Annotated in this window: 17 protein-coding genes; 15 read left to right on the forward strand and 2 right to left on the reverse strand. The window is 53.6% G+C overall.

Annotated elements, in window-relative coordinates:
• Positions 1-9: 9 nt before the first annotated feature.
• Both QE396_RS03600 and QE396_RS03605 read right to left on the reverse strand, forming a co-directional pair.
• On the reverse strand, positions 10-912 hold the full coding sequence (locus QE396_RS03600; protein WP_020883452.1) for a LysR family transcriptional regulator: 903 nt from the start codon (positions 910-912) through the stop codon (positions 10-12).
• Between the two features lie 23 nt (positions 913-935).
• Positions 936-3,224, reverse strand: a complete 2,289-nt coding sequence (locus tag QE396_RS03605) for an FdhF/YdeP family oxidoreductase (protein ID WP_020883453.1) — start codon at positions 3,222-3,224, stop codon at positions 936-938.
• 1,002 nt (positions 3,225-4,226) lie between these two features.
• On the opposite strand from QE396_RS03605, the gene QE396_RS03610 reads away from it, so the two are divergent.
• The 15 genes from QE396_RS03610 (at position 4,227) to QE396_RS03680 (ending at position 18,791) form a co-directional block, all read left to right on the forward strand.
• Entirely contained in the window at positions 4,227-4,721 is a 495-nt protein-coding gene (locus QE396_RS03610) for a hypothetical protein (protein ID WP_014170557.1), read from the forward strand.
• 23 nt (positions 4,722-4,744) lie between these two features.
• A complete protein-coding gene (gene tssJ / locus QE396_RS03615; RefSeq protein WP_014170556.1) occupies positions 4,745-5,248 on the forward strand; it encodes a type VI secretion system lipoprotein TssJ in 504 nt (167 codons plus the stop codon).
• Positions 5,249-5,276: 28 nt separating this feature from the next.
• Complete coding sequence (gene tssK, locus QE396_RS03620) at positions 5,277-6,620, forward strand: type VI secretion system baseplate subunit TssK (RefSeq protein WP_020883454.1); 1,344 nt, start codon at positions 5,277-5,279, stop codon at positions 6,618-6,620.
• Between the two features lie 17 nt (positions 6,621-6,637).
• Positions 6,638-7,876, forward strand: coding sequence for a DotU family type VI secretion system protein (locus tag QE396_RS03625; protein WP_020883455.1), 1,239 nt, complete (start codon positions 6,638-6,640; stop codon positions 7,874-7,876).
• Between the two features lie 2 nt (positions 7,877-7,878).
• Positions 7,879-11,499: a type VI secretion system membrane subunit TssM gene (tssM, locus tag QE396_RS03630; RefSeq protein ID WP_020883456.1), complete on the forward strand. Its 3,621-nt coding sequence runs from the start codon at positions 7,879-7,881 to the stop codon at positions 11,497-11,499.
• 16 nt (positions 11,500-11,515) lie between these two features.
• The gene (gene tagF / locus QE396_RS03635; RefSeq protein ID WP_020883457.1) at positions 11,516-12,232 is read left to right on the forward strand and encodes a type VI secretion system-associated protein TagF; all 717 of its coding nucleotides are present in this window, start codon (positions 11,516-11,518) and stop codon (positions 12,230-12,232) included.
• Between the two features lie 11 nt (positions 12,233-12,243).
• Positions 12,244-13,260 carry a type VI secretion system protein TssA gene (gene tssA, locus QE396_RS03640; protein ID WP_020883458.1) on the forward strand — a complete coding sequence of 339 codons (1,017 nt, stop codon included), beginning with the start codon at positions 12,244-12,246 and terminating at the stop codon, positions 13,258-13,260.
• Between the two features lie 75 nt (positions 13,261-13,335).
• Entirely contained in the window at positions 13,336-13,860 is a 525-nt protein-coding gene (tssB, locus tag QE396_RS03645; RefSeq protein WP_309949961.1) for a type VI secretion system contractile sheath small subunit, read from the forward strand.
• A 3-nt stretch (positions 13,861-13,863) separates the two neighbouring features.
• A complete protein-coding gene (gene tssC, locus QE396_RS03650; RefSeq protein WP_014170549.1) occupies positions 13,864-15,363 on the forward strand; it encodes a type VI secretion system contractile sheath large subunit in 1,500 nt (499 codons plus the stop codon).
• A 65-nt stretch (positions 15,364-15,428) separates the two neighbouring features.
• Positions 15,429-15,935: a type VI secretion system amidase effector protein Tae4 gene (locus tag QE396_RS03655; RefSeq protein WP_020883459.1), complete on the forward strand. Its 507-nt coding sequence runs from the start codon at positions 15,429-15,431 to the stop codon at positions 15,933-15,935.
• A complete protein-coding gene (locus QE396_RS03660; RefSeq protein WP_020883460.1) occupies positions 15,932-16,357 on the forward strand; it encodes a T6SS amidase immunity protein Tai4 family protein in 426 nt (141 codons plus the stop codon). The genes QE396_RS03655 and QE396_RS03660 overlap by 4 nt, the downstream gene beginning before the upstream one ends.
• A 180-nt stretch (positions 16,358-16,537) precedes the next feature.
• Positions 16,538-17,020, forward strand: a complete 483-nt coding sequence (locus QE396_RS03665; RefSeq protein WP_014884229.1) for a type VI secretion system tube protein Hcp — start codon at positions 16,538-16,540, stop codon at positions 17,018-17,020.
• Between the two features lie 59 nt (positions 17,021-17,079).
• The gene (locus QE396_RS03670; RefSeq protein ID WP_020883461.1) at positions 17,080-17,571 is read left to right on the forward strand and encodes a type VI secretion system amidase effector protein Tae4; all 492 of its coding nucleotides are present in this window, start codon (positions 17,080-17,082) and stop codon (positions 17,569-17,571) included.
• Positions 17,568-17,921, forward strand: a complete 354-nt coding sequence (locus QE396_RS03675) for a T6SS amidase immunity protein Tai4 family protein (RefSeq protein ID WP_020883462.1) — start codon at positions 17,568-17,570, stop codon at positions 17,919-17,921. The genes QE396_RS03670 and QE396_RS03675 overlap by 4 nt, the downstream gene beginning before the upstream one ends.
• Positions 17,922-18,398: 477 nt before the next feature.
• The gene (locus QE396_RS03680) at positions 18,399-18,791 is read left to right on the forward strand and encodes a hypothetical protein (protein ID WP_020883463.1); all 393 of its coding nucleotides are present in this window, start codon (positions 18,399-18,401) and stop codon (positions 18,789-18,791) included.
• Positions 18,792-18,799: the final 8 nt, after the last annotated feature.

Raw genomic sequence — 18,799 nt, forward strand, 5'->3', positions numbered from 1 at the left:
GTTATCACCTCACTCAATGCCGTTGTTCTCTGCAAGATAAAGCGCCTGCGCGTCGGTGAAACAGCGCAGTGCCAGTGAGGAGACGGGGGCTTGTCGACGCATGATCAGGCCGATAGGGGCTTCGATGTTCGAGTCGGTTATGGGGGTTATCCGGAAGTGGCTGTTCAGGTTCTCTAGCCCGTTGTTCAGCGGCATCACGGCACAGCACACGCCGCTTTGTACCGCCTGAATGATCTGGAACGTGGAATCGCTTTCAAAGACAGACTCGGGATTAATGCCGGCAGATTTAAAGCTCACCTCCATATGCTCGCGATAATGCATCCCCTTGGTCAGAAACCCCAGCGGAAATGCCATCAGTTCCTGCCAGGTCAGCGTCTCCTGATCCAGCTGGAAGTGGCGGATATCGTGCAGCAATCCCATTTCGGTTTTTGGCAGCTGGATAATGTCAAACGGACGGGTGTCGATACTGTTCAGGTAGCAAATCCCCAGTTCAAGCTGATTCCGGCTGACGCCGTCGGCAATTTGTTGCGAGGACATTGAGTAGAGGCTGTAGGTCAGCTCCGGGTATTTTTGCGTCAGCTGGCGGATAAAGATCATCGGATCCACGCTGGCCAGCGGCACCATTCCCAGACGCAATTCACCCACCACTTGCCCTTTGCACAGCGAGGCTTCGGCCTGCAGGCCGTCGTGAGCGGCCAGCACCGCGCGCGCCCATGCCAGAATGCGTTCGCCTTCGGGCGTAAAGCCTTCAAAACGTTGCCCGCGAGTAATCAGCACCAGCCCCAGCTCCTCTTCCAGGCTGCGAATACGCATGGAGAGGGTCGGCTGGGTGATGTTGCACTGCGAGGCTGCTTTACCAAAATGCCGGGTCTGATCGAGTGCGATTAAGTACTTTAGCTGTTTTATATCCATCGTATTTCTCTGCGTTGAAAGCCTTACAGCATGCGGATCTCTTTCGAACGCAGGATGAGGCGGACCGGAACCGATTTATAAGACGGCGTACCGCTGTCCTTATCCAGATAATCAAGCGGAACCAGTACGTTGGCCTCCGGGTAGTAGGCTCCGACGGAACCCGGCGCAATGCTGTAGGCCACAACGGTAATGTCTTCCAGACGCTGAACGCTCCCCGGCAGGGCGGTTTCGATATCCACGCGATCGCCATGCTCCAGGCCTGACTGCGCCATATCGTCTTCATTCATAAACAGCACATCGCGACGGCCAAAGACGCCGCGGTAGCGGTCATCAAGGGCGTAAATGGTGGTGTTGTACTGGTCGTGGCTGCGCAGCGTGATCAGGCGCAGCACATTATCGCCTTCACCACTGGCGTTCTCATTGACGCCGTCGAAAACCGAAAACATCGCTTTGCCCGTCGCCGTTGGCCAGATACGTTCTGTGGGCGGCAGAGGCATGCGAAAACCACCAGGAATGCGGATCCGTTCATTGTAATTCTCGAAGCCCGGAATGGTCTGCTCAATCAGGTTGCGGATACGGTCATAATCCTCAACCAGCGTCATCCAGTCCACGCGGGTCTCCCGCAGGGTGGCTTGCGCCATTCCGGCGACAATGGCCGGCTCAGCCCGCAGGCGCGGAGAGGCGGGTTTCAGCTTACCGGAAGAGGCATGCACCATCGACATAGAGTCCTCCACGGTAATGGACTGGCGTCCGGTGGCCTGGACATCCAGCTCGGTACGACCGAGGCACGGCAAAATAAAGGTCTCTTTCCCCACCAGCAAATGGGTGCGGTTGAGCTTGGTACCGATGTGCACGCTCAAATCCAGCGTATTCATTGCCGGAAAACCGTTCTCGTGATCGGGCATCGCCACCGCAAAATTTCCCCCCAGACAGATCAGCGCTTTTGCACGTCCGTCGATCATGGCCTGCGTTGCCTGCACCGCATCATGGCCGTGGTGGGCAGGAGGCTCAAAACCGAATACCTCCTTCAGGCGGTTGAGAAATGCCGGTGTCGGTTTCTCGCTTATACCCACGGTGCGGTTACCCTGAACGTTCGAGTGGCCGCGCAGGGGGCATATCCCCGCGCCGGGTTTGCCAATGTTACCGCGCAGCAGCAACAGATCAGCGATCAGGCGGACATTCGCGGTGCCTTTATTATGCTGGGTGATGCCCATCCCGTAGGTGATGATGGTGGCATTCGATTTTGCGTAGGCCTCGGCCACGGATTTGAGCGCTGCCCGGCTCAACCCGGACTCACGCTCAATGGCCTCCCAGTCGGTTTGCGCAATGTCCGCAGCAAACGCCTCAACGCCCTGGGTGTGTTCAGCAATAAAGGCGCGATCGAGCACGTTTCCGCGTTCGTTCTCCATCTCCAGCAGGTGTTTTGCGATCCCTTTTAACGCAGCGGCATCGCCCCCGGCTTTCACCTGGAAATAGGTGGAGGCGATATCGGTAGAGCTGTAGGTTGCCATCTCAATAACGCTTTGCGGATCCGCGAAACGTTCCAGCGCGCGCTCGCGCAGGGGATTAAAAACGATAATCGGTACGTTGCGGCGAGCCAGCTCATGCAGCGTGCCCATCATCCGCGGATGGTTGGTCCCAGGGTTATGACCAATGGCGATAACCAGCTCCGTTTTATCGAAGTCATCAAGTGAGACGGTCCCTTTCCCGATACCAATGGAACGGGGTAAACCGACGCTGGTGGCTTCATGGCACATATTCGAGCAGTCGGGGAAGTTATTGGTACCGTACTCGCGGGCGAACAGCTGGAACAGATACGCTGCTTCGTTCGAGGCTCTGCCGGAGGTATAAAATTCGACCTGGTCAGGCTCAAGACCGCGCAGCACCTCACCGATACGCTGGAAAGCGTCGTCCCATTCCACTGGCTGGAAGGTATCACTTGCCCGGTCATAGCGCAGGGGATGGGTGAGACGACCGTAACCTTCCAGCTCAAAATCAGATTTAGCCAGCAGCGAGGACACGCTGTTTTTGGCGAGAAAATCCGTGGTGACGCGTTTATTGGTGGCTTCCCAGGTGACGGCTTTCGCCCCGTTCTCACAGAACTGGAACGTGGATTTGTGTTCTTTATCGGGCCACGCACAGCCAGGGCAGTCAAAACCGTCAGGCTGGTTTGTGCGCAGTAGGGTTGCGGGGGCATCCAGCGTATCCATTTGGGTACGTACCGCAATGGCCGTCGCCTTTAACGCCCCCCAGCCACCGGCTGGGCCGTCATAGTGCCTGATACCGGGAACTGAGCGTCTTTTCTTATTCATACCAACTCCTGACTTGTGCGGTCATGACATCACCTGCGCCTATAAACCACCGGGTTTGCCAATAAGCGAAAACAATGATGGCGTCTGTTACCAGAGGCCAGAGCAAAGTTAAATGCATTGAATTTAATGGCGATATTTTACAGTGGCTTACATGCTAATCGGTGTAAAGTTTTAAAGAAATTATAACGAAATTTTATCATTTTTATAATAAATCTTATCTATCACTTGTTCACTCTGCGCTATGGCGAAAGCGAAGCGATGATGAAGTCAGCGTTAAATTTCAGATGAAGGTGGCTGAAGGGCAGGGCGACGAAGACCCCTGCAGGCAGGAGGAATCGGTGCAAATTAATCGTCGCTTTAACCAGGAATATGTAGCTGTGCTTAATTGTTAATAGCGGAAAATTACCAGATTAAATCCGAAAGGGAGATTAAAAGACAAACTTATTTTGAGGTGTAAAATTAACTTTTCTCAGTTTCCCTGAAACAATTTCATATATTGAGACAGGTCTGGCTGAAATTGAAAGTTATCTCGATAATGCAACAAATAATTCATATTGGATATATTTTCTTCGCCCCGCATAAAGCCAGATTCTACTAATTATGGTAGTAGCAGTAATAGGGTTATTGCGTTAATGAAAGTGATTCTCTTTTGTGGAATTTCATTTTAAATCAGATGGATATGTGATTTTGGCTTGAGGGGAATAGACGATTTTAGCTAAATCGTATTTTTTTCTCAGATTAATCCTATAATGTCTCGAGTGCTTCATTAACCATCAGTTATGAAGCGGTAAATATTGAATTGGTGGCAAGCTCATGTAAACTTGCTTACCGTTTGTCAAAATATGTCAGGAAGACGCTGGGCCTTATTCTGAAGGGCTCGTGCGGTAGCTATGCCCTTAAATAGTAACGCCCCGAAAATATACTGACTATTTTAACAATAGCACCTAAGTCAAACTTCATCCCCTTTATCTCCATCATCGAAATATCGCTACGGAAAAGCATATGAAAATGCGCGTACTGTTTTCACTTCTGTTTGTAATGGCGGTGGCGGGCTGTAAAGCGCCGCAGAAACCTGTGATCAACGACGACACGATCGTGACCAGCCAGGTCAATGGCGTCACGTTAACCCACCGTCATGCTGTTTTACCTCCAGCAGAGTTTACTCAGCTCAATGAGCCGTATCGTGCCATGTATCCGGCCTCGCTGATGAGCCGTCCTGACTTCGGCGGAAAGGTTATCCGTACCCTGGAAACCGGTAAAACGTATGTGGTCCTGGGTCAGGTTGAGCACTACTGGATGGCGCTTGCCGATGAGGGAAATGATCAGCTGATTGGCTACGTCCCGATGCGCGCAGTGATCAAAGCCGATCAGTACGAAGCGACCGTCCGTAAGCAGGCCCAGCGTGCGAAAGTGCGTAAGAAGGCAACCTGTGTTGATGTGGACGGTAACAGCAAAGCCTGCAAAGACAGTGCTAACGGTACCTGGATCCTGAACTAAACCGCGTCCCTGAGCGTATTTTTATGAATAATAAAAATTTTCATTGGTTGTGGTCCGTCTTTTACGCGGCGATTTTCGCCCTTGTCAGTGGTTGTACGTCGTCTTCACACAGCGACCCTTCCCGCTACAATCTGCAGTTTCAGGCTCATCCACAAATCAATGAATCTGCGCCGCTAAAAGTCAGAGTGCTGTTGCTGAAATCCGATGCGGATTTCATGTCCAGCGACTTCTATTCCCTGCAGAACAACGCGTCAGCCACGCTTGGCGCGAATCTGCTGAACAGCGATGTTTTCTTCCTGATGCCGGGTCAGCTCTCGAAAACCCTGAGTGGACAGAGCTCTCCCGACGCCCGCTACATTGGTGTGATGGCGGAATATCAGATGCTGGATGGCAAAAAATGGCGCGTTTCACTCCCTCTGCCTGTGCCAGGCGAAAACCATATCTACCAGTTCTGGAAATGGTCAGCGGATGAACTCCAGGCCAACGTGTTTCTCGACGTGAATGGCATCCGGGTCATCAGCCAGTAACGCGCTTCATAACAGGAATTACATCATCATGACGAAAGCAGAAAAGGTCGTCTGGACCGAAGGCATGTTCCTGCGCCCACACCATTTTCAGCGGACTGAAAGCTATCTGCTCAACCACGTTCGTGAATGGGGTGCGCTGCAGCGTTCATACCTTTGGGGCTTTCTCGACGTTGAGCTGGACGAAGCGATGCTGCGCCAGGGATGCATTGCCCTGAGCTACTGCAGCGGACTGCTGCCTGACGGAACCTTTTTCCAGGTGCGCAACGGCCGCAATGGTCCGGTGCCGCTGAAAATCCCTGACAATCTCACCAATGAAAAGGTGGTGCTCGCACTGCCGGTTCGCCGTGGAGAGAGAGAAGAGGTGATCTTCAGTGAAGAGCCGGCCTCGCTGGCGCGCTTCATCGCCTTTGAGCAAGAGGTGGAAGACGACAACGCCATGTCGGTAGGCGATGCCACCGTACAGTTTGGCCGCCTGCGTCTGACCCTGATGCTGGAAAAAGATGTAACGGCAGAGTGGACCGCTATCGGTGTGGCGTTTGTGACCGAGAAACGCAACGATAACCACGTGCGTCTCGATAGCAGCTACATTCCGCCGATGCTGAACGCCAATAACAGCCCGCAGATCTACAGCATGATTAACGATCTGCACGGCTTACTGGTACAGCGCAGCCAGCAAATTGGCGGTCGTCTGCGCCAGCCTGGTCGTTTTAATACCTCGGAACTGATTGAATTCACGCTGCTCTCACTGGTGAACCGCCATCTGGGCGAGGTTTCGCATTTAAAAACGCTTCCGCTGCTGCATCCGGAAACGCTCTGGCGCAGCTGGCTGCCGTTTGCGACCGAGCTCGCTACCTGGGCGTCTCAGCGTACCGCTGAAAGCGTGCTGCCGATTTACGATCACGACGACCTCGCGGGTTGCTTCAGCAAACTGATGATGCTGCTGCGTCAGGGGCTGTCTCTGGTGATGGAAGACCATGCCATTCAGCTGCCGCTTAACGAGCGTTCCCACGGTCTGAACATCGCGACCGTGCCGGAAACCAGCATGGTGCGTGAGTTCGGCTTCGTGCTGGCGGTCAAAGCCAACGTGCCGGGCGAACACCTGCAAACCCATTTCCCTGCCCAGATGAAAGTGGCACCGGTCTCGAAAATTCGCGATCTGGTTCAGCTGCAACTGCCTGGCATTATGCTGCGCGCCATGCCGGTCGCACCGCCGCAGATTCCCTGGCATGCTGGCTACAGCTACTTCGAGCTGGAGAAGGGGAGCGAGCTGTGGCACGAGATGGATAAGTCCGGCGCTTTCGCCCTGCATCTCGCAGGCGAGTTCCCGGGACTTGATATGGAGTTTTGGGCCATCCGTAGCCCGACTGAATAATAAAGCGAGCGCTTAATATGCAGGAACGACAGGATACCGGCAGTGATGCCGCGTTTACCGGAGCCAGTAGCAACAATCAGCTGGTGGCGGCCGCCAATCCGCTGCTCAATGCGATTCCGCAAATCCGTCATTCGGTATCACATGACGATCAGGTGGCGTTGCGCCAGCGCCTGATCGATGAGATCCGCCGGTTCGAAGTGCGCTGTCAGCAGGCCGGTCTGGCCTATGAGGTGATCGTCGGGGCACGTTACTGCCTGTGTACGGCACTTGATGAGGCCGCCGCGCTTACCCCCTGGGGCAGCAGCGGCGTCTGGTCCAGCAATGGTCTGCTGGTGACGTTTCATAACGAAACCTGGGGCGGCGAAAAGTTCTTCCAGCTGCTGGCGCGTCTGTCGCAAAACCCGCGCGAACATATTCTGCTGCTGGAGATGATCAACTACTGCCTGCTGCTCGGCTTCGAGGGGCGCTATCGGGTGCTGGATAATGGCCGCACCCAGCTTGAAACCATCAAGCAACGGCTGTGGCAGATGATTCGCGGCGTGCGTGGCAGTTACCCGCCACAGCTCTCTCCGCATCCGGAAGATCGTCCGGTACTGCGCAAGCTATGGCGACCCATGGTACCTCTGTGGGCCTGTGTGGCGCTGGCCGGGTTTATCGCCTGCCTGTTCTATATCGTGCTTAACTGGCGGCTTGGCGATAACACCAACCCGGTATTAGCAAAAATTTATCAGTCACAGCTTCCCGAAACGACTATCCAGCAACCTGCCCGCCAGCTGCCTGCGGTGCTGAACCTGCGTGGTTTCCTGAAGCCGGAAATTGAAGCCGGTCTGGTTGCGGTAAAAGATGAAGCGGACCGTAGCGTGGTGATCCTGAAAGGGGACGGCCTGTTTGCTTCCGCCTCAACCGTGGTACGTGACCGTTATGAGCCGGTAATAAACCGTATTGCACAGGCCATGAATAACGTCAGCGGTAAAATTCTGGTGGTGGGCTACAGCGACAACGTGCCAATTCGCAGCGCGCGCTTTGCCTCTAACTATGAACTGTCGCTGGAACGTGCCCGGTCAGTTCAGAAAATGCTGCAGGGAAGCCTCTCTCAACCTGAACGTGTAAAAGCGGAAGGCCGCGGCGAGATTAATCCAGTGGCACCTAACAATACGCCGGAAAACCGTGCCCGTAACCGCCGGGTGGAAATTACTCTGCTGGTGTCGCCTGAAAATACCCAGGCTGAGCTGAACGGATTGCCGCAAGGAAACTAAGGATGCTGACTACTCTTCTTTCCATTTTGACCAATCGCATTCTGTGGAGCTTCCTGGGCGTCACTGCGCTTGCGGCGGTTATCTGGATGATTGGCCCATTGTTGTCCATCGTGGACACCCGACCGCTCGAATCTGAACAGAACCGCATTATCAGTATTGCGGTGGTTTATCTGCTCTGGGCGCAGGGCCACATTCTGCCACGGCTGTACAATGCCTGGCTGAACCGCAAGCTGATGGACAAACTCAATGAGAACACCACCAGCCCGGAAGCAGCGGATCCGCAGAAGCGACTGAACAACGAGGAGCAGATCCTCGCCAGCCGTTTTGACGAAGCCGCACAGATGCTGAAAAAAGCGCACTTCAGCAAAGCGGGACAGGGTGCCCAGTGGACGCAGCGCTTTAGCACGCAATATCTGTATCAACTGCCGTGGTACGTCATCATCGGCGCGCCGGGCAGCGGTAAAACCACGGCGCTGGTCAACTCCGGACTGCAATTCCCGCTGGCCGACCGCTTCGGTAAGACCGCGCTGCGCGGGATCGGCGGCACGCGTAACTGCGACTGGTGGTTCACCAACGAGGCCGTACTGCTGGACACCGCAGGTCGCTATACCACCCAGGAGAGCGAACAGGTTCAGGACGCCGGTGAATGGCTTGAGTTTATGGGGTTACTGCGTAAGTATCGCCGTCGCCAGCCGATCAACGGTGTGATTATTACCATCAGCATTTCTGATCTGCTGACGCTCTCGCCTGAAGCGTCACGCCAGCAGGCGGTCAACCTGCGCCAGCGTCTCTCTGAGCTGCATGAGCAACTGGGTATTCGCTTCCCGGTGTATGTCATGGTGACCAAAGCTGACCTGCTTAAAGGCTTCCGTGCCTGGTTTGCCGATTACGACAAAGCGCAGCGCGACCAGATCTGGGGCTTCACGCTGCCGTGGGAGCAAACCAAACACGCTGATTACGACCTGATGGGTAACTTCCAGCAAGAATTTTCCCTCTTACAGCAGCGCCTGGATGCCGGACTGCCAGAAACCCTGCTGCAGGAGCATGACGCAAAAGCGCGCGCGGAAGCGTATCTCTTCCCGCAGGAGTTTGCCGCACTGCGTCCGCTGCTGGCTGACTACCTGAGCACGGTCTTTGCCCGCTCTAACTTTGAAACCGAATTCTCCCCGCGCGGGATCTATTTCGCCAGTGGTACCCAGGAAGGTATGCCGTTTGACCGGGTGATGGGCGAACTTAACCGTGCGCTCTCCTTGCCGGAAGGTGAAGAGGGAAATCGCTGGGACTCCGTCAGCAAAGAGGCTCCGATTCCGGGGGCGAAAGGGCAGAGCTTCTTCATCAAGAACCTGCTGCAAAACGTCATTTTCCAGGAAGCCGGCATCGCCGGGGAAAACCGCTGGTGGGAACTGCGTAACCGCGCCGTCATTTGGTCCGGCTATGCGGCGCTGCTGGCCCTGCTGGTGATCCTTGGTGGACTGTGGCTGACCAGCTATGCCAGGAACAAGGCTTATCTGGAAGAGGTGGACGCAAAGGTGCCGCTGCTGGATCAGCAGAGCAAGGCGCTGCAGAATCAGCCTCAGCGCGATCTGTTTGACCTTCTGCCCTTGCTGAATGGCCTGGTCGATCTGCCGAAAAGTGACGCGTTTGATGTTAACGATCCGCCTGTTTCACGCCGTATGGGGCTCTATCGTGGGGATGACGTCAGCGATGCATCGCAGTCTCTGTACCAGAAAGCGCTGGACCAGATGCTGCTCCCTGCCGTGGCGATGCACATTACCACCTGGCTGCGCAACGATAACGGCAGCGATGTGGAATACAGCTATGAAGCGCTGAAGGCCTACCAGATGCTCTATCAGCCGAAGCACTACGACGGCAAATTCCTGCACTCCTGGGTAATGCTCAATCTGCAGCGCAACCTGCCACAGAACGTGACTCAGGCGCAGCTTCAGCAGCTTGAATGGCACCTGACACAGCTGCTTGAGCCGAAAATTCAGGCCTCGCCGTACGCGCAGGATGAATCCCTGGTCGCGCGTGAAAGGGCGCTAATCAACCAGCAGCCACTTTCCACCCGGGTGTATGGTCGTCTGAAGCGTCTGCTGGAGCATGATGAAAACCTGAAACCGGTATCGCTCTCCGACCTGGGCGGTCCGCAGAGCGAGCTGGTGTTTTCACGCAAAAGCGGCAAGCCGGTGAGTGAAGGCGTACCGGGTCTTTATACCCCGGACGGTTACTGGAAAAGCTTCAACGGCCAGATTGACAGCGTCACCACTGCCCTGCATGAAGACGATGCGTGGGTGCTGGGGGCGACCTCAGCCCAGGAAGATAAACAGCAGATCGATAACGCCGTGCGCCAGCTCTACATGCGCGACTTTATCGCCAACTGGGATCGCTTCCTCGCCGACATTCAGCTTAATAACAGCGCCGATCTCTCCCAGCGCATCAATACCGCGCGTCTGCTCTCCGGGGCAAACTCGCCGCTGCGCCGTCTGGTGCTGAACCTGAGCCAGGTCCTGACGCTTTCACGTAATGCGCCAGCCCCGGATGATGCCGGTAAAGCGCAAGCGCAAAGCAACCGTGCCACCCGCACGCTCGAAGCGTTATTCAGTAATAATGACAATGCCCCGACGCAGGCCGCGGTGGTCACTCAGGCACCTGAACAGCTGGTAACCGATCACTATGCTCCAGTGATTGAGCTGGCGCAGCCGCTGGAGAAGGGCGGGAAGACCATCGTCTTTGATGATTTTCTCAAGCAGGTCGATGAACTTTACCGCTATCTGACTGCCGTTCAGGACGCGGCCAACAGCGGCATGCCTGCTCCGGGAGGCGAGGCGATTAGCCGTCTGCAGGCCAGTGCCGGTCGTCTGCCGGGCGGTCTGCAAACCATGTTCAGCAATATGGCGGTGGGGGCCAGCAGTGATACCCAGCGTCGCGACCTCGAAAACGTGCGTAAGCGGATTAACGTCGAAGTCGGCGGTTTCTGCCGTCAGGCAATCGCTGGCCGTTACCCGCTGGTGCGCAGCGCCAGTACGGAGGCCACGCCGGACGATCTCGCGCGCATGTTTGCGCCAGGCACCGGGCTGATGGACACCTTCTTTCGTGACAACCTGACCAATAAAGTCGATACCACGCAGGCGAACTGGCGCTTTATGCCGGGCATTGATGGAAAAACGCTGCCGGGAAGTGAAGGTCTCCTGAGACCGTTCCAGCAGGCGCAGTCCATTCGCGATGCTTTCTTTGCTAACGGTGCTACCACGCCTTCTTACAAAGTGACGGTGCGCACCGTCAGAATGGATAACACGATCCTTAACCTGACGCTGGATGTTGACGGTCAACTGCTGCGCTACAGCCACGGTCCACAGGCTGTGCAGATCATGAACTGGCCGGGGCCGGGCGGGACTAACCAGGTGCGTATGCAGCTGGGTCTGGCTAACGGCAGCACGGCTACGCTGGTGACGAACGGTTCCTGGGCGCTGAACCGCTTTTTCGATAAAGCGCGTACCAGCCCGGGGGCGGGAAGTCTGAGTCGCCAGGCGACCTTCAACGTAGACGGACATCAGGTTACGCTGGAATTTGCGCCAAACAGTATTCGTAACCCGTTCCAGCTTCCCCGTTTCTCATGCCCATAACCGCAAGGACAGCCGTATGACGAATACCCCTGCGATGAACCGCTACAGCTGGTATGGCAAACTGCCCAGCGCCGGAGATTTTTTGCAGCGTCGCTTTCCTGACACCCTGCAACGCCAGTGGTCACACTGGTTCCAGGTCGGCCTGCTGGCCTGGCAGCAGGAAGAGCAGCGCAGCGGTGAGCGCCCGTTTAACAAAGCGCCGGTCTGGAATTTTGTCGTACCGCCGATGCTGGGCAGCCAGATGATTCAGATGGGCTGCCTGCTGCCGGGACGTGACAGCGTTGGTCGACAATATCCGGTCTGCATTCAGCTCAGCTTTGCCCCCGCTGACTGGTCGTCACGTCTGCTCAGTCAGGCTGAAAGCTGGTATCAGCAGATTGGCCGTCTGGGCCTGCATGCGGTACGTAACAGTTTTTCTGCCTCACAGCTCGATGACATGCTGATGTCCATTCCGGCGCCGCAGCCCGTCGAGCCGCAAAAGCGCTCAGATATTCTCGACGTGATTGGTTATGACGAAGACGGCCAGAGCACGCTGGGCTGGCCTCAGGCAGCAGAGTGCTTTGACCCGCTTCGCCAGACCAGCTACTGGTGGACCAACCGCTGCGACGGCTACCCGCTCTACACCCATGTTCACAGCGGCAACTTCACCGGGCAGCTCTTTACGCTGCTGTTCGACCCGGCAGGTGGCGCCCGCCCGGGCCGTCACGGTCTCTATCCGCCCATGTTTGAATAAGCAGGGATCTTATGAATATCGAAGAATTTCTCGCGCCAATAAGCCCCGACAAGCCCTGCGGCGAAAACCTGGAGTATGACGCTGATTTCCAGCTCATGAATCAGGCCAGCCAGGGCAAAGCAGAGCAGCAGTTTGGCGACACCATCATTCCGGCAGAACCTGCTGACTGGAATACGGTGGAAAAATTCGCCACCAGCCTGCTGAGCCGCACCAAAGATCTGCGCGTCATGCTGGCGTTAACGCATGCATGGACACGTCGCCGCGGCCTTGCGGGCTACGCCGACGGGTTGTTACTGGTGCAGGAGGCGATCACGCGTTACTGGGAGCCGCTCTATCCGCTGCTGGAAGAGTATGGCGAAACCGACCCGTTTTACCGCATTAACGCCCTGGCCGGGCTGAGTGATAAGTCTGACCTGACCGTCGCCGTGCGTAACGCCTCGCTGCTGCGATCAAATGGCGATGAAATTTCACTTCGCGACGCTCAGGCACTGCTGGATGGCAGTAAAACCGAATGTCCGGATTATCCCGGTGGCCGTCCAAGACTGATTGACGAGCTGGCCCGCGGCGATCAGCCGGGCACGTCGGCGGTGATAGTGATTAACGAACGGCTGCTGGCCATTCGTGAGTTGCTCACCGGCCATCTTGGTGAAAGCGGCGTTCCGGAGATGGAACAGCTGCTGAAAACCGTCGGGCTGGTCGCCAGCGCCTGTCAGGTGACCGACATCAGCAAGCTGCTGCCCAACCGGGAGGCACAGGCTGAGCTCAGCGCTGAACCTCAACCGGCGGTCGCACAACCCGTTCAGCAGGTTACAGACTGGCGCAGCGTGCAGGTCACCAGCCGCGCCGATGCACAGCTGATGCTGGAGAAAGCCAAACAGTATTTTGCGCAGTACGAACCGAGCCACCCCGCACCGTTGATGATTGAACGGGTGCAGCGGCTGTCAGAACTTAACTTTATGGACATTATTCGCGACCTGGCGCCAGACGGCGTTAACCAACTGGAAAACATCTTTGGACGCCGCGAATAACGCGTCCTGGCATTATGACGACAGGCATGGAGCCTGCCGTTTCACCTTCACCGCGCATCTTTGATGGAGAACATCATGGCAATGAGTAACAGTGGGCAGAAATTCATCGCACGTAACCGTGCCCCCCGCGTGCAGATCGAGTACGACGTAGAGATCTACGGTGCAGAACGTAAAATTCAGCTGCCGTTTGTGATGGGCGTCATGGCCGATCTGGTCGGCAAACCGGTGGAAAACCTGCCGGCAGTCGACGAGCGTAAATTCCTCGAAATCGACATTGATAACTTTGACGAGCGCATGAAAGCGCTGAAACCTCGCGTGGCGTTCCAGGTGGATAACACGCTGACCGGCGAAGGTAAGCTCAACGTTGATCTGACCTTCGACAGCATGGACGATTTCCTGCCGGACGCGGTAGCCCGCAAGGTTGGGCCGTTGAACAAGCTGCTGGAAGCACGTACTCAACTTTCCAACCTGCTGACCTATATGGATGGCAAAAACGGCGCGGAAGAGCTGATCGCTAAAATTCTGCAGGATCCGACGCTGCTCAAATCTCTGAGCCAGTTGCCGAAAAATGACGAAAGTGCGAAAGGTAGCGAGGAATAATCGATGAGCAACCAGACTCAACAACACGAGCAGCAGAGTGGTCAGGCGTTCAGCCAGGATGAATTCAGCGCGCTGCTGAACAAAGAGTTCCGCCCGAAAACCGATCAGGCGCGCTCCGCGGTGGAAAGCGCGGTAAAAACGCTGGCGCAGCAGGCGCTGGAAAATACCGTTACCTTCTCCAGTGACACCTACCGCACCATTCAGAACCTGATTGCCGGTATCGACGAGCAGCTGTCTCAGCAGGTGAACCAGATTATTCACCATGAAGAGTTCCAGAAGCTGGAGAGCGCCTGGCGCGGTCTGAGCTACCTGGTGAACAACACTGAAACCGACGAGATGCTGAAGATCCGCTTTATGAGCATCTCCAAGCAGGAGCTGGGTCGTACCCTGAAACGCTTTAAGGGCGTGGGCTGGGACCAGAGCCCAATCTTCAAGAAAATCTACGAGCAGGAGTATGGTCAGTTTGGTGGCGAGCCGTTTGGCTGCATCGTCGGCGACTACTACTTCGACCACAGTCCGCAGGACGTTGAACTGCTGGGCGAGATGGCGCGTATCGGCTCGGCGGCCCACTGTCCGTTTATCACCGGTACCGCACCGGGCGTGATGCAGATGGAGTCCTGGCAGGAACTCGCGAACCCGCGCGACCTGACCAAAATCTTCCAGAACACCGAGTATGCCGCGTGGCGTTCACTGCGTGAATCCGAAGATGCACGCTACCTTGGCCTGGTGATGCCGCGCTTCCTGTCGCGCCTGCCGTACGGTATTCGCACTAACCCGGTCGACAGCTTCGATTTCGAAGAGCAGACCGATGGCGCGAACCACAACAGCTACTCCTGGGCGAACGCCGCGTATGCCATGGCTGCCAACATCAACCGCTCCTTTAAAGAGTATGGCTGGTGCACTTCAATCCGCGGCGTGGAGTCCGGCGGGGCGGTTGAAAACCTGCCATGTCACACCTTCCCGAGCGACGACGGCGGCGTGGACATGAAATGCCCGACCGAGATCGCCATCAGCGATCGTCGTGAAGCCGAGCTGGCGAAGAACGGCTTTATGCCGCTGGTTCACCGCAAAAACTCTGACTTTGCCGCCTTCATCGGCGCGCAGTCTCTGCAGAAACCGGCTGAGTACCACGACCCGGATGCGACCGCTAACGCGCGTCTGGCATCCCGTCTGCCGTACCTGTTCGCCTGCTGCCGCTTTGCCCACTACCTGAAGTGCATCGTGCGCGACAAAATTGGCTCCTTCCGTGAACGTGAAGAGATGGAACGCTGGCTGAACGACTGGGTGATGAACTATGTGGACGGCGACCCGGCTAACTCCTCACAGGAGACCAAGTCCCGTAAACCGCTGGCGGCTGCCGAAGTGCAGGTGCAGGAAATTGAAGATAACCCGGGCTACTACGCCGCGAAATTCTTCCTGCGTCCACACTACCAGCTGGAAGGTCTGACCGTTTCTCTGCGTCTGGTTTCTAAACTTCCGTCACTGAAGACGAAAGACGCGTGATGATGATTGCCGCCGGGAGGCCTTACCCGGCGCTTGCTTTATAGCATGGAAATGTGAGAGGAAATATGACCGCGAGACCTTCGTTTGTTGCTGCCTGGGCGGCGGCAACACGTATTTACGATGCAAATGATTCTATCGGCAAAGTTAAGCAAATTATCGGCGGCAAGGTTAAGCACAACTTCGAAATACCGCAAGATCAGGGTGGGTGGTCAAATAGTTGTGCCGTACGCATGAGTTATGTTCTGAACTATACCGGGCATCCCGTCCCGCGTATTGCAAATCTCACGGTATCCGGTGCTGATAATAAATGGTACTTCTATCGGGTAAAGGATGTTATTGCCTGGTTGACGCGTCAGTGGGGTAAACCTGACATGGTCGTGAGTTATCCTTCCTTACCCGTTCAACAATTAGCCAACAAAAAGGGCGTAATTCTGTTTGAGGTACAGGGCTGGAGTGACGCCGCAGGTCATGCCACATTCTGGAATGGTTTAACCTGTTCGGATCATTGTTATTTCAATGCACCGGAGACGAATTACACGACGACCAAAGCCAATTTTTGGGAGTTGCCATGAAAAAAATAATTGCCAGTCTACTGTTGCTCACCAGTTCCGCCTCTGTTTATGCAACTAACGATCCGGTGATGTTTGTCAAAAAAATGCCTTATAAGCAAGTTGTTAAAGACGTTGTTTTTTCTCGCTGTCTGGCACAAGTTTCAGATGATAAAAGCCAGTTTTCTCTGGATGCAGCCCGTAGCAGTAATGCATTACTGGAATGGGTGCCTTTCGATATTGAAAATGGCAATGACAAAATTAATGCCCTTATTGATAAATATAAAGGCGCAACCAATGCCTTTCATTCTGAGATAAAACCCGATGTCAAAGGCGTAACGTTAAACTGTCTACGTCTTTATCATAGTGACGAACTTAATAAACTTGTACCTCAATTAATTATAGGCAATCCTGACCGTACCTGGCTTCAGGATAATCCGCAGTAGTAAAGACTTCACATTCTTTCCTTTCATTCAGGGGGAATGTCAAGACTGTCAAATGACACGGGTCATTTGATATGAGGCAGAGGTAAAATATGGACGGTTTTATTCAGCCCCATGCTTTCCTGTTTGCCATATAAGTGCTTTTTCGAAAGCAATATTGTTCATCCACGAAGAGTAGATATTATGGCTATTGATATGTTTCTGAAGGTCGAGGGTGTTACGGGCGAATCTAAAGATTCTAACCACACCGGCTGGACTGATATTACCTCCTTCTCCTGGGGCGCTTCCCAGCCAGGTAATATGAGTGTTGGTGGCGGCGGCGGTGCCGGTAAAGTTAACTTTAACGATCTGCACGTTAACGCTCTGATCGACAAATCCACTACAGCAATTCTCAAACACTGCGCAAGCGGTAAGCACCTGACTAAAGTTGAACTGTCCGTGTGCAAAGCGGGTGGTCAGCAAGTTGAATATACCCGCATCACGCTCGAAGATGTGCTGGTAACTTCTGTTCAGTACACCGGTGCAGACAACGGCGACACCGTTGGTGTGACCTATGCATTCCAGGCTGCGAAAGTGAAACAGCAGTACTGGGAGCAGACCACTGCTGGTGGTAAAGGTGCTGAAAGCAGCGCTGGCTGGAACATCAAAGAAAACAAAGAAGCGTAATGATAGTGGGCCCGAAAGGGCTCACTTTTACGTGACCTTCTTAGGATGGAGAAAGAAGAATGTCTGCTATGCGTCCTGCTTTTGGTGCTGCCTGGAACAGATTCAGAGAAGTTAACGTTAATGTGGAACAGGTTGGCAAATTATTGGGTGGAAAAGTTCAGCATAATATCGATGCTGGTATTTTTAAAAATGCCTGTCCCATTCGTATGAGCTATGTTTTGAATTATTGTGGTATACCTATTCCGTCTAATAGCAAATACGCGACAGTGACCGGAAATGACAAAAAACGCTATATGTTCCGCGTTAAAGATATGATTGCATTTCTTCCTACTGTTCTGGGTCATGCAGATATGTCAGTCGCCTCTCCTACACCAGCACAATTTTCAGGCAAGCAAGGCATTATTATCTTTACCGGCCATGGGTGGCGTGACGCAACCGGACATGTAACACTCTGGAATGGAAATATTTGCTCGGATGACTGCCATTTCCTTGGATCACCCGGCAATGGTTCGTTTATTCCTACGAATGCAACATTCTGGAGCCTGAAATGAAACGTTTATTACTGCTCGCATTAGCGTTAAATGCCACCGTTGTTTATGCTCAAACATTGCCTGATGTCAGTGCTTTTACTCAACAACAAATCTTTGAAAACTGGGTGCAAAATCGTTGTATCAGTAAGATTGCGGACAGTAAGAGTTTAAAAGATGATGCAGAGGCCAGCGCTGCCGCATGGCTCGAAGCAAGCAATCTACCTGCAGAGAATTTTGAAAAAGCGGACAACATTATTGTTTCCTTACTTAAAGAGAAGGTAGGCGGTAGCGAACCGGGCCATTATCAGGTATTGAAGTGCAGCTTAATCACCAACAGCGACGCAATTCGAACGCTAAACACCCAAAAATAGAGTCATTTGGTGGTCATGTAGAAGCTGGTGGGCAAATGAATAATTTTAATATTACGTGAAGAATGACGTGAGTTCGAATATGTTCTCCACTTTATAATTTTTTTGTTCTGGTGATGAGTTTTTATATATTGATTGTCTAAACCATTCAAGTGAGGTTCCGTGAGTCTATCAGCCATTAACGCAAACTGGGTTGCTACAAAAGAAGATTCCCATAAGTATAATGGCACTCCGTCTGGTTCTGAAATAGTCTGGCTCTCTTCATATAACGAAAAGATTATTTTCACGGTGGCTTTTTTAATGTTTTAATTTTGAAAGGTATTAATTGATTCTGAGTATTAATTAACTTTGCACCCAAACGTCGCTGCAGGGCGGTTGTGATTTTATGCACCATTGGGCGCGGCACGGATAAAAGCTTCAAAATGAGTAGCTAGATTTGCCGAAGGGATTAGCAAATTGACTTGTTCGGGAGGTAAGTAAATGTCTGAATTAATGCGCTTAATCTTGCTCTCATCAATATTCTTAGGGTTGTTTATTTCTTTGGTGTTGTATATTTATTTTTATCGAAAGTACTCGCAAGAACTTACAAAAGCATTTCACCTTCTAAGTAGTAAACAGTACTTAGATATAAATGATTATCTTTTTTATAACCAGCTTGGTTTGCCTGGCTTTGCTTATCGTGTTTTTTTAATGAGAAGAATAATTGCGTGCAAGCCGATTAAGCCAGATGATAAAAAGCAAATCACCCCAGAAGCCGGAAGATGTATATTATCAGCATATCGATTCTCCTGGATTGAAACGTTTTACAAATTAACGATTTTTGTGGTGATGTTAATGTTATTGTTATTTGTGCTGGTTGCTACTGGGCGATAACTATGCCA

The organism is Enterobacter sp. SORGH_AS_0287, from assembly GCF_031453695.1.
GTDB lineage: Bacteria > Pseudomonadota > Gammaproteobacteria > Enterobacterales > Enterobacteriaceae > Enterobacter > Enterobacter ludwigii.

Bases quoted from the DNA above. Each gene is read 5' to 3' on its own strand.
- tssM (WP_020883456.1), top strand. From the start codon at position 7,879: ATGCTGACTACTCTTCTTTCCATTTTGACCAATCGCATTCTGTGGAGC.
- tssC (WP_014170549.1), top strand. From the start codon at position 13,864: ATGAGCAACCAGACTCAACAACACGAGCAGCAGAGTGGTCAGGCGTTC.
- QE396_RS03680 (WP_020883463.1), top strand. From the start codon at position 18,399: ATGTCTGAATTAATGCGCTTAATCTTGCTCTCATCAATATTCTTAGGG.
- QE396_RS03610 (WP_014170557.1), top strand. From the start codon at position 4,227: ATGAAAATGCGCGTACTGTTTTCACTTCTGTTTGTAATGGCGGTGGCG.
- QE396_RS03665 (WP_014884229.1), top strand. From the start codon at position 16,538: ATGGCTATTGATATGTTTCTGAAGGTCGAGGGTGTTACGGGCGAATCT.
- QE396_RS03600 (WP_020883452.1), bottom strand. From the start codon at position 912: ATGGATATAAAACAGCTAAAGTACTTAATCGCACTCGATCAGACCCGG.
- QE396_RS03625 (WP_020883455.1), top strand. From the start codon at position 6,638: ATGCAGGAACGACAGGATACCGGCAGTGATGCCGCGTTTACCGGAGCC.
- QE396_RS03655 (WP_020883459.1), top strand. From the start codon at position 15,429: ATGACCGCGAGACCTTCGTTTGTTGCTGCCTGGGCGGCGGCAACACGT.
- tssA (WP_020883458.1), top strand. From the start codon at position 12,244: ATGAATATCGAAGAATTTCTCGCGCCAATAAGCCCCGACAAGCCCTGC.
- tagF (WP_020883457.1), top strand. From the start codon at position 11,516: ATGACGAATACCCCTGCGATGAACCGCTACAGCTGGTATGGCAAACTG.
- QE396_RS03675 (WP_020883462.1), top strand. From the start codon at position 17,568: ATGAAACGTTTATTACTGCTCGCATTAGCGTTAAATGCCACCGTTGTT.
- tssK (WP_020883454.1), top strand. From the start codon at position 5,277: ATGACGAAAGCAGAAAAGGTCGTCTGGACCGAAGGCATGTTCCTGCGC.
- tssJ (WP_014170556.1), top strand. From the start codon at position 4,745: ATGAATAATAAAAATTTTCATTGGTTGTGGTCCGTCTTTTACGCGGCG.
- QE396_RS03660 (WP_020883460.1), top strand. From the start codon at position 15,932: ATGAAAAAAATAATTGCCAGTCTACTGTTGCTCACCAGTTCCGCCTCT.
- QE396_RS03670 (WP_020883461.1), top strand. From the start codon at position 17,080: ATGTCTGCTATGCGTCCTGCTTTTGGTGCTGCCTGGAACAGATTCAGA.
- tssB (WP_309949961.1), top strand. From the start codon at position 13,336: ATGGCAATGAGTAACAGTGGGCAGAAATTCATCGCACGTAACCGTGCC.
- QE396_RS03605 (WP_020883453.1), bottom strand. From the start codon at position 3,224: ATGAATAAGAAAAGACGCTCAGTTCCCGGTATCAGGCACTATGACGGC.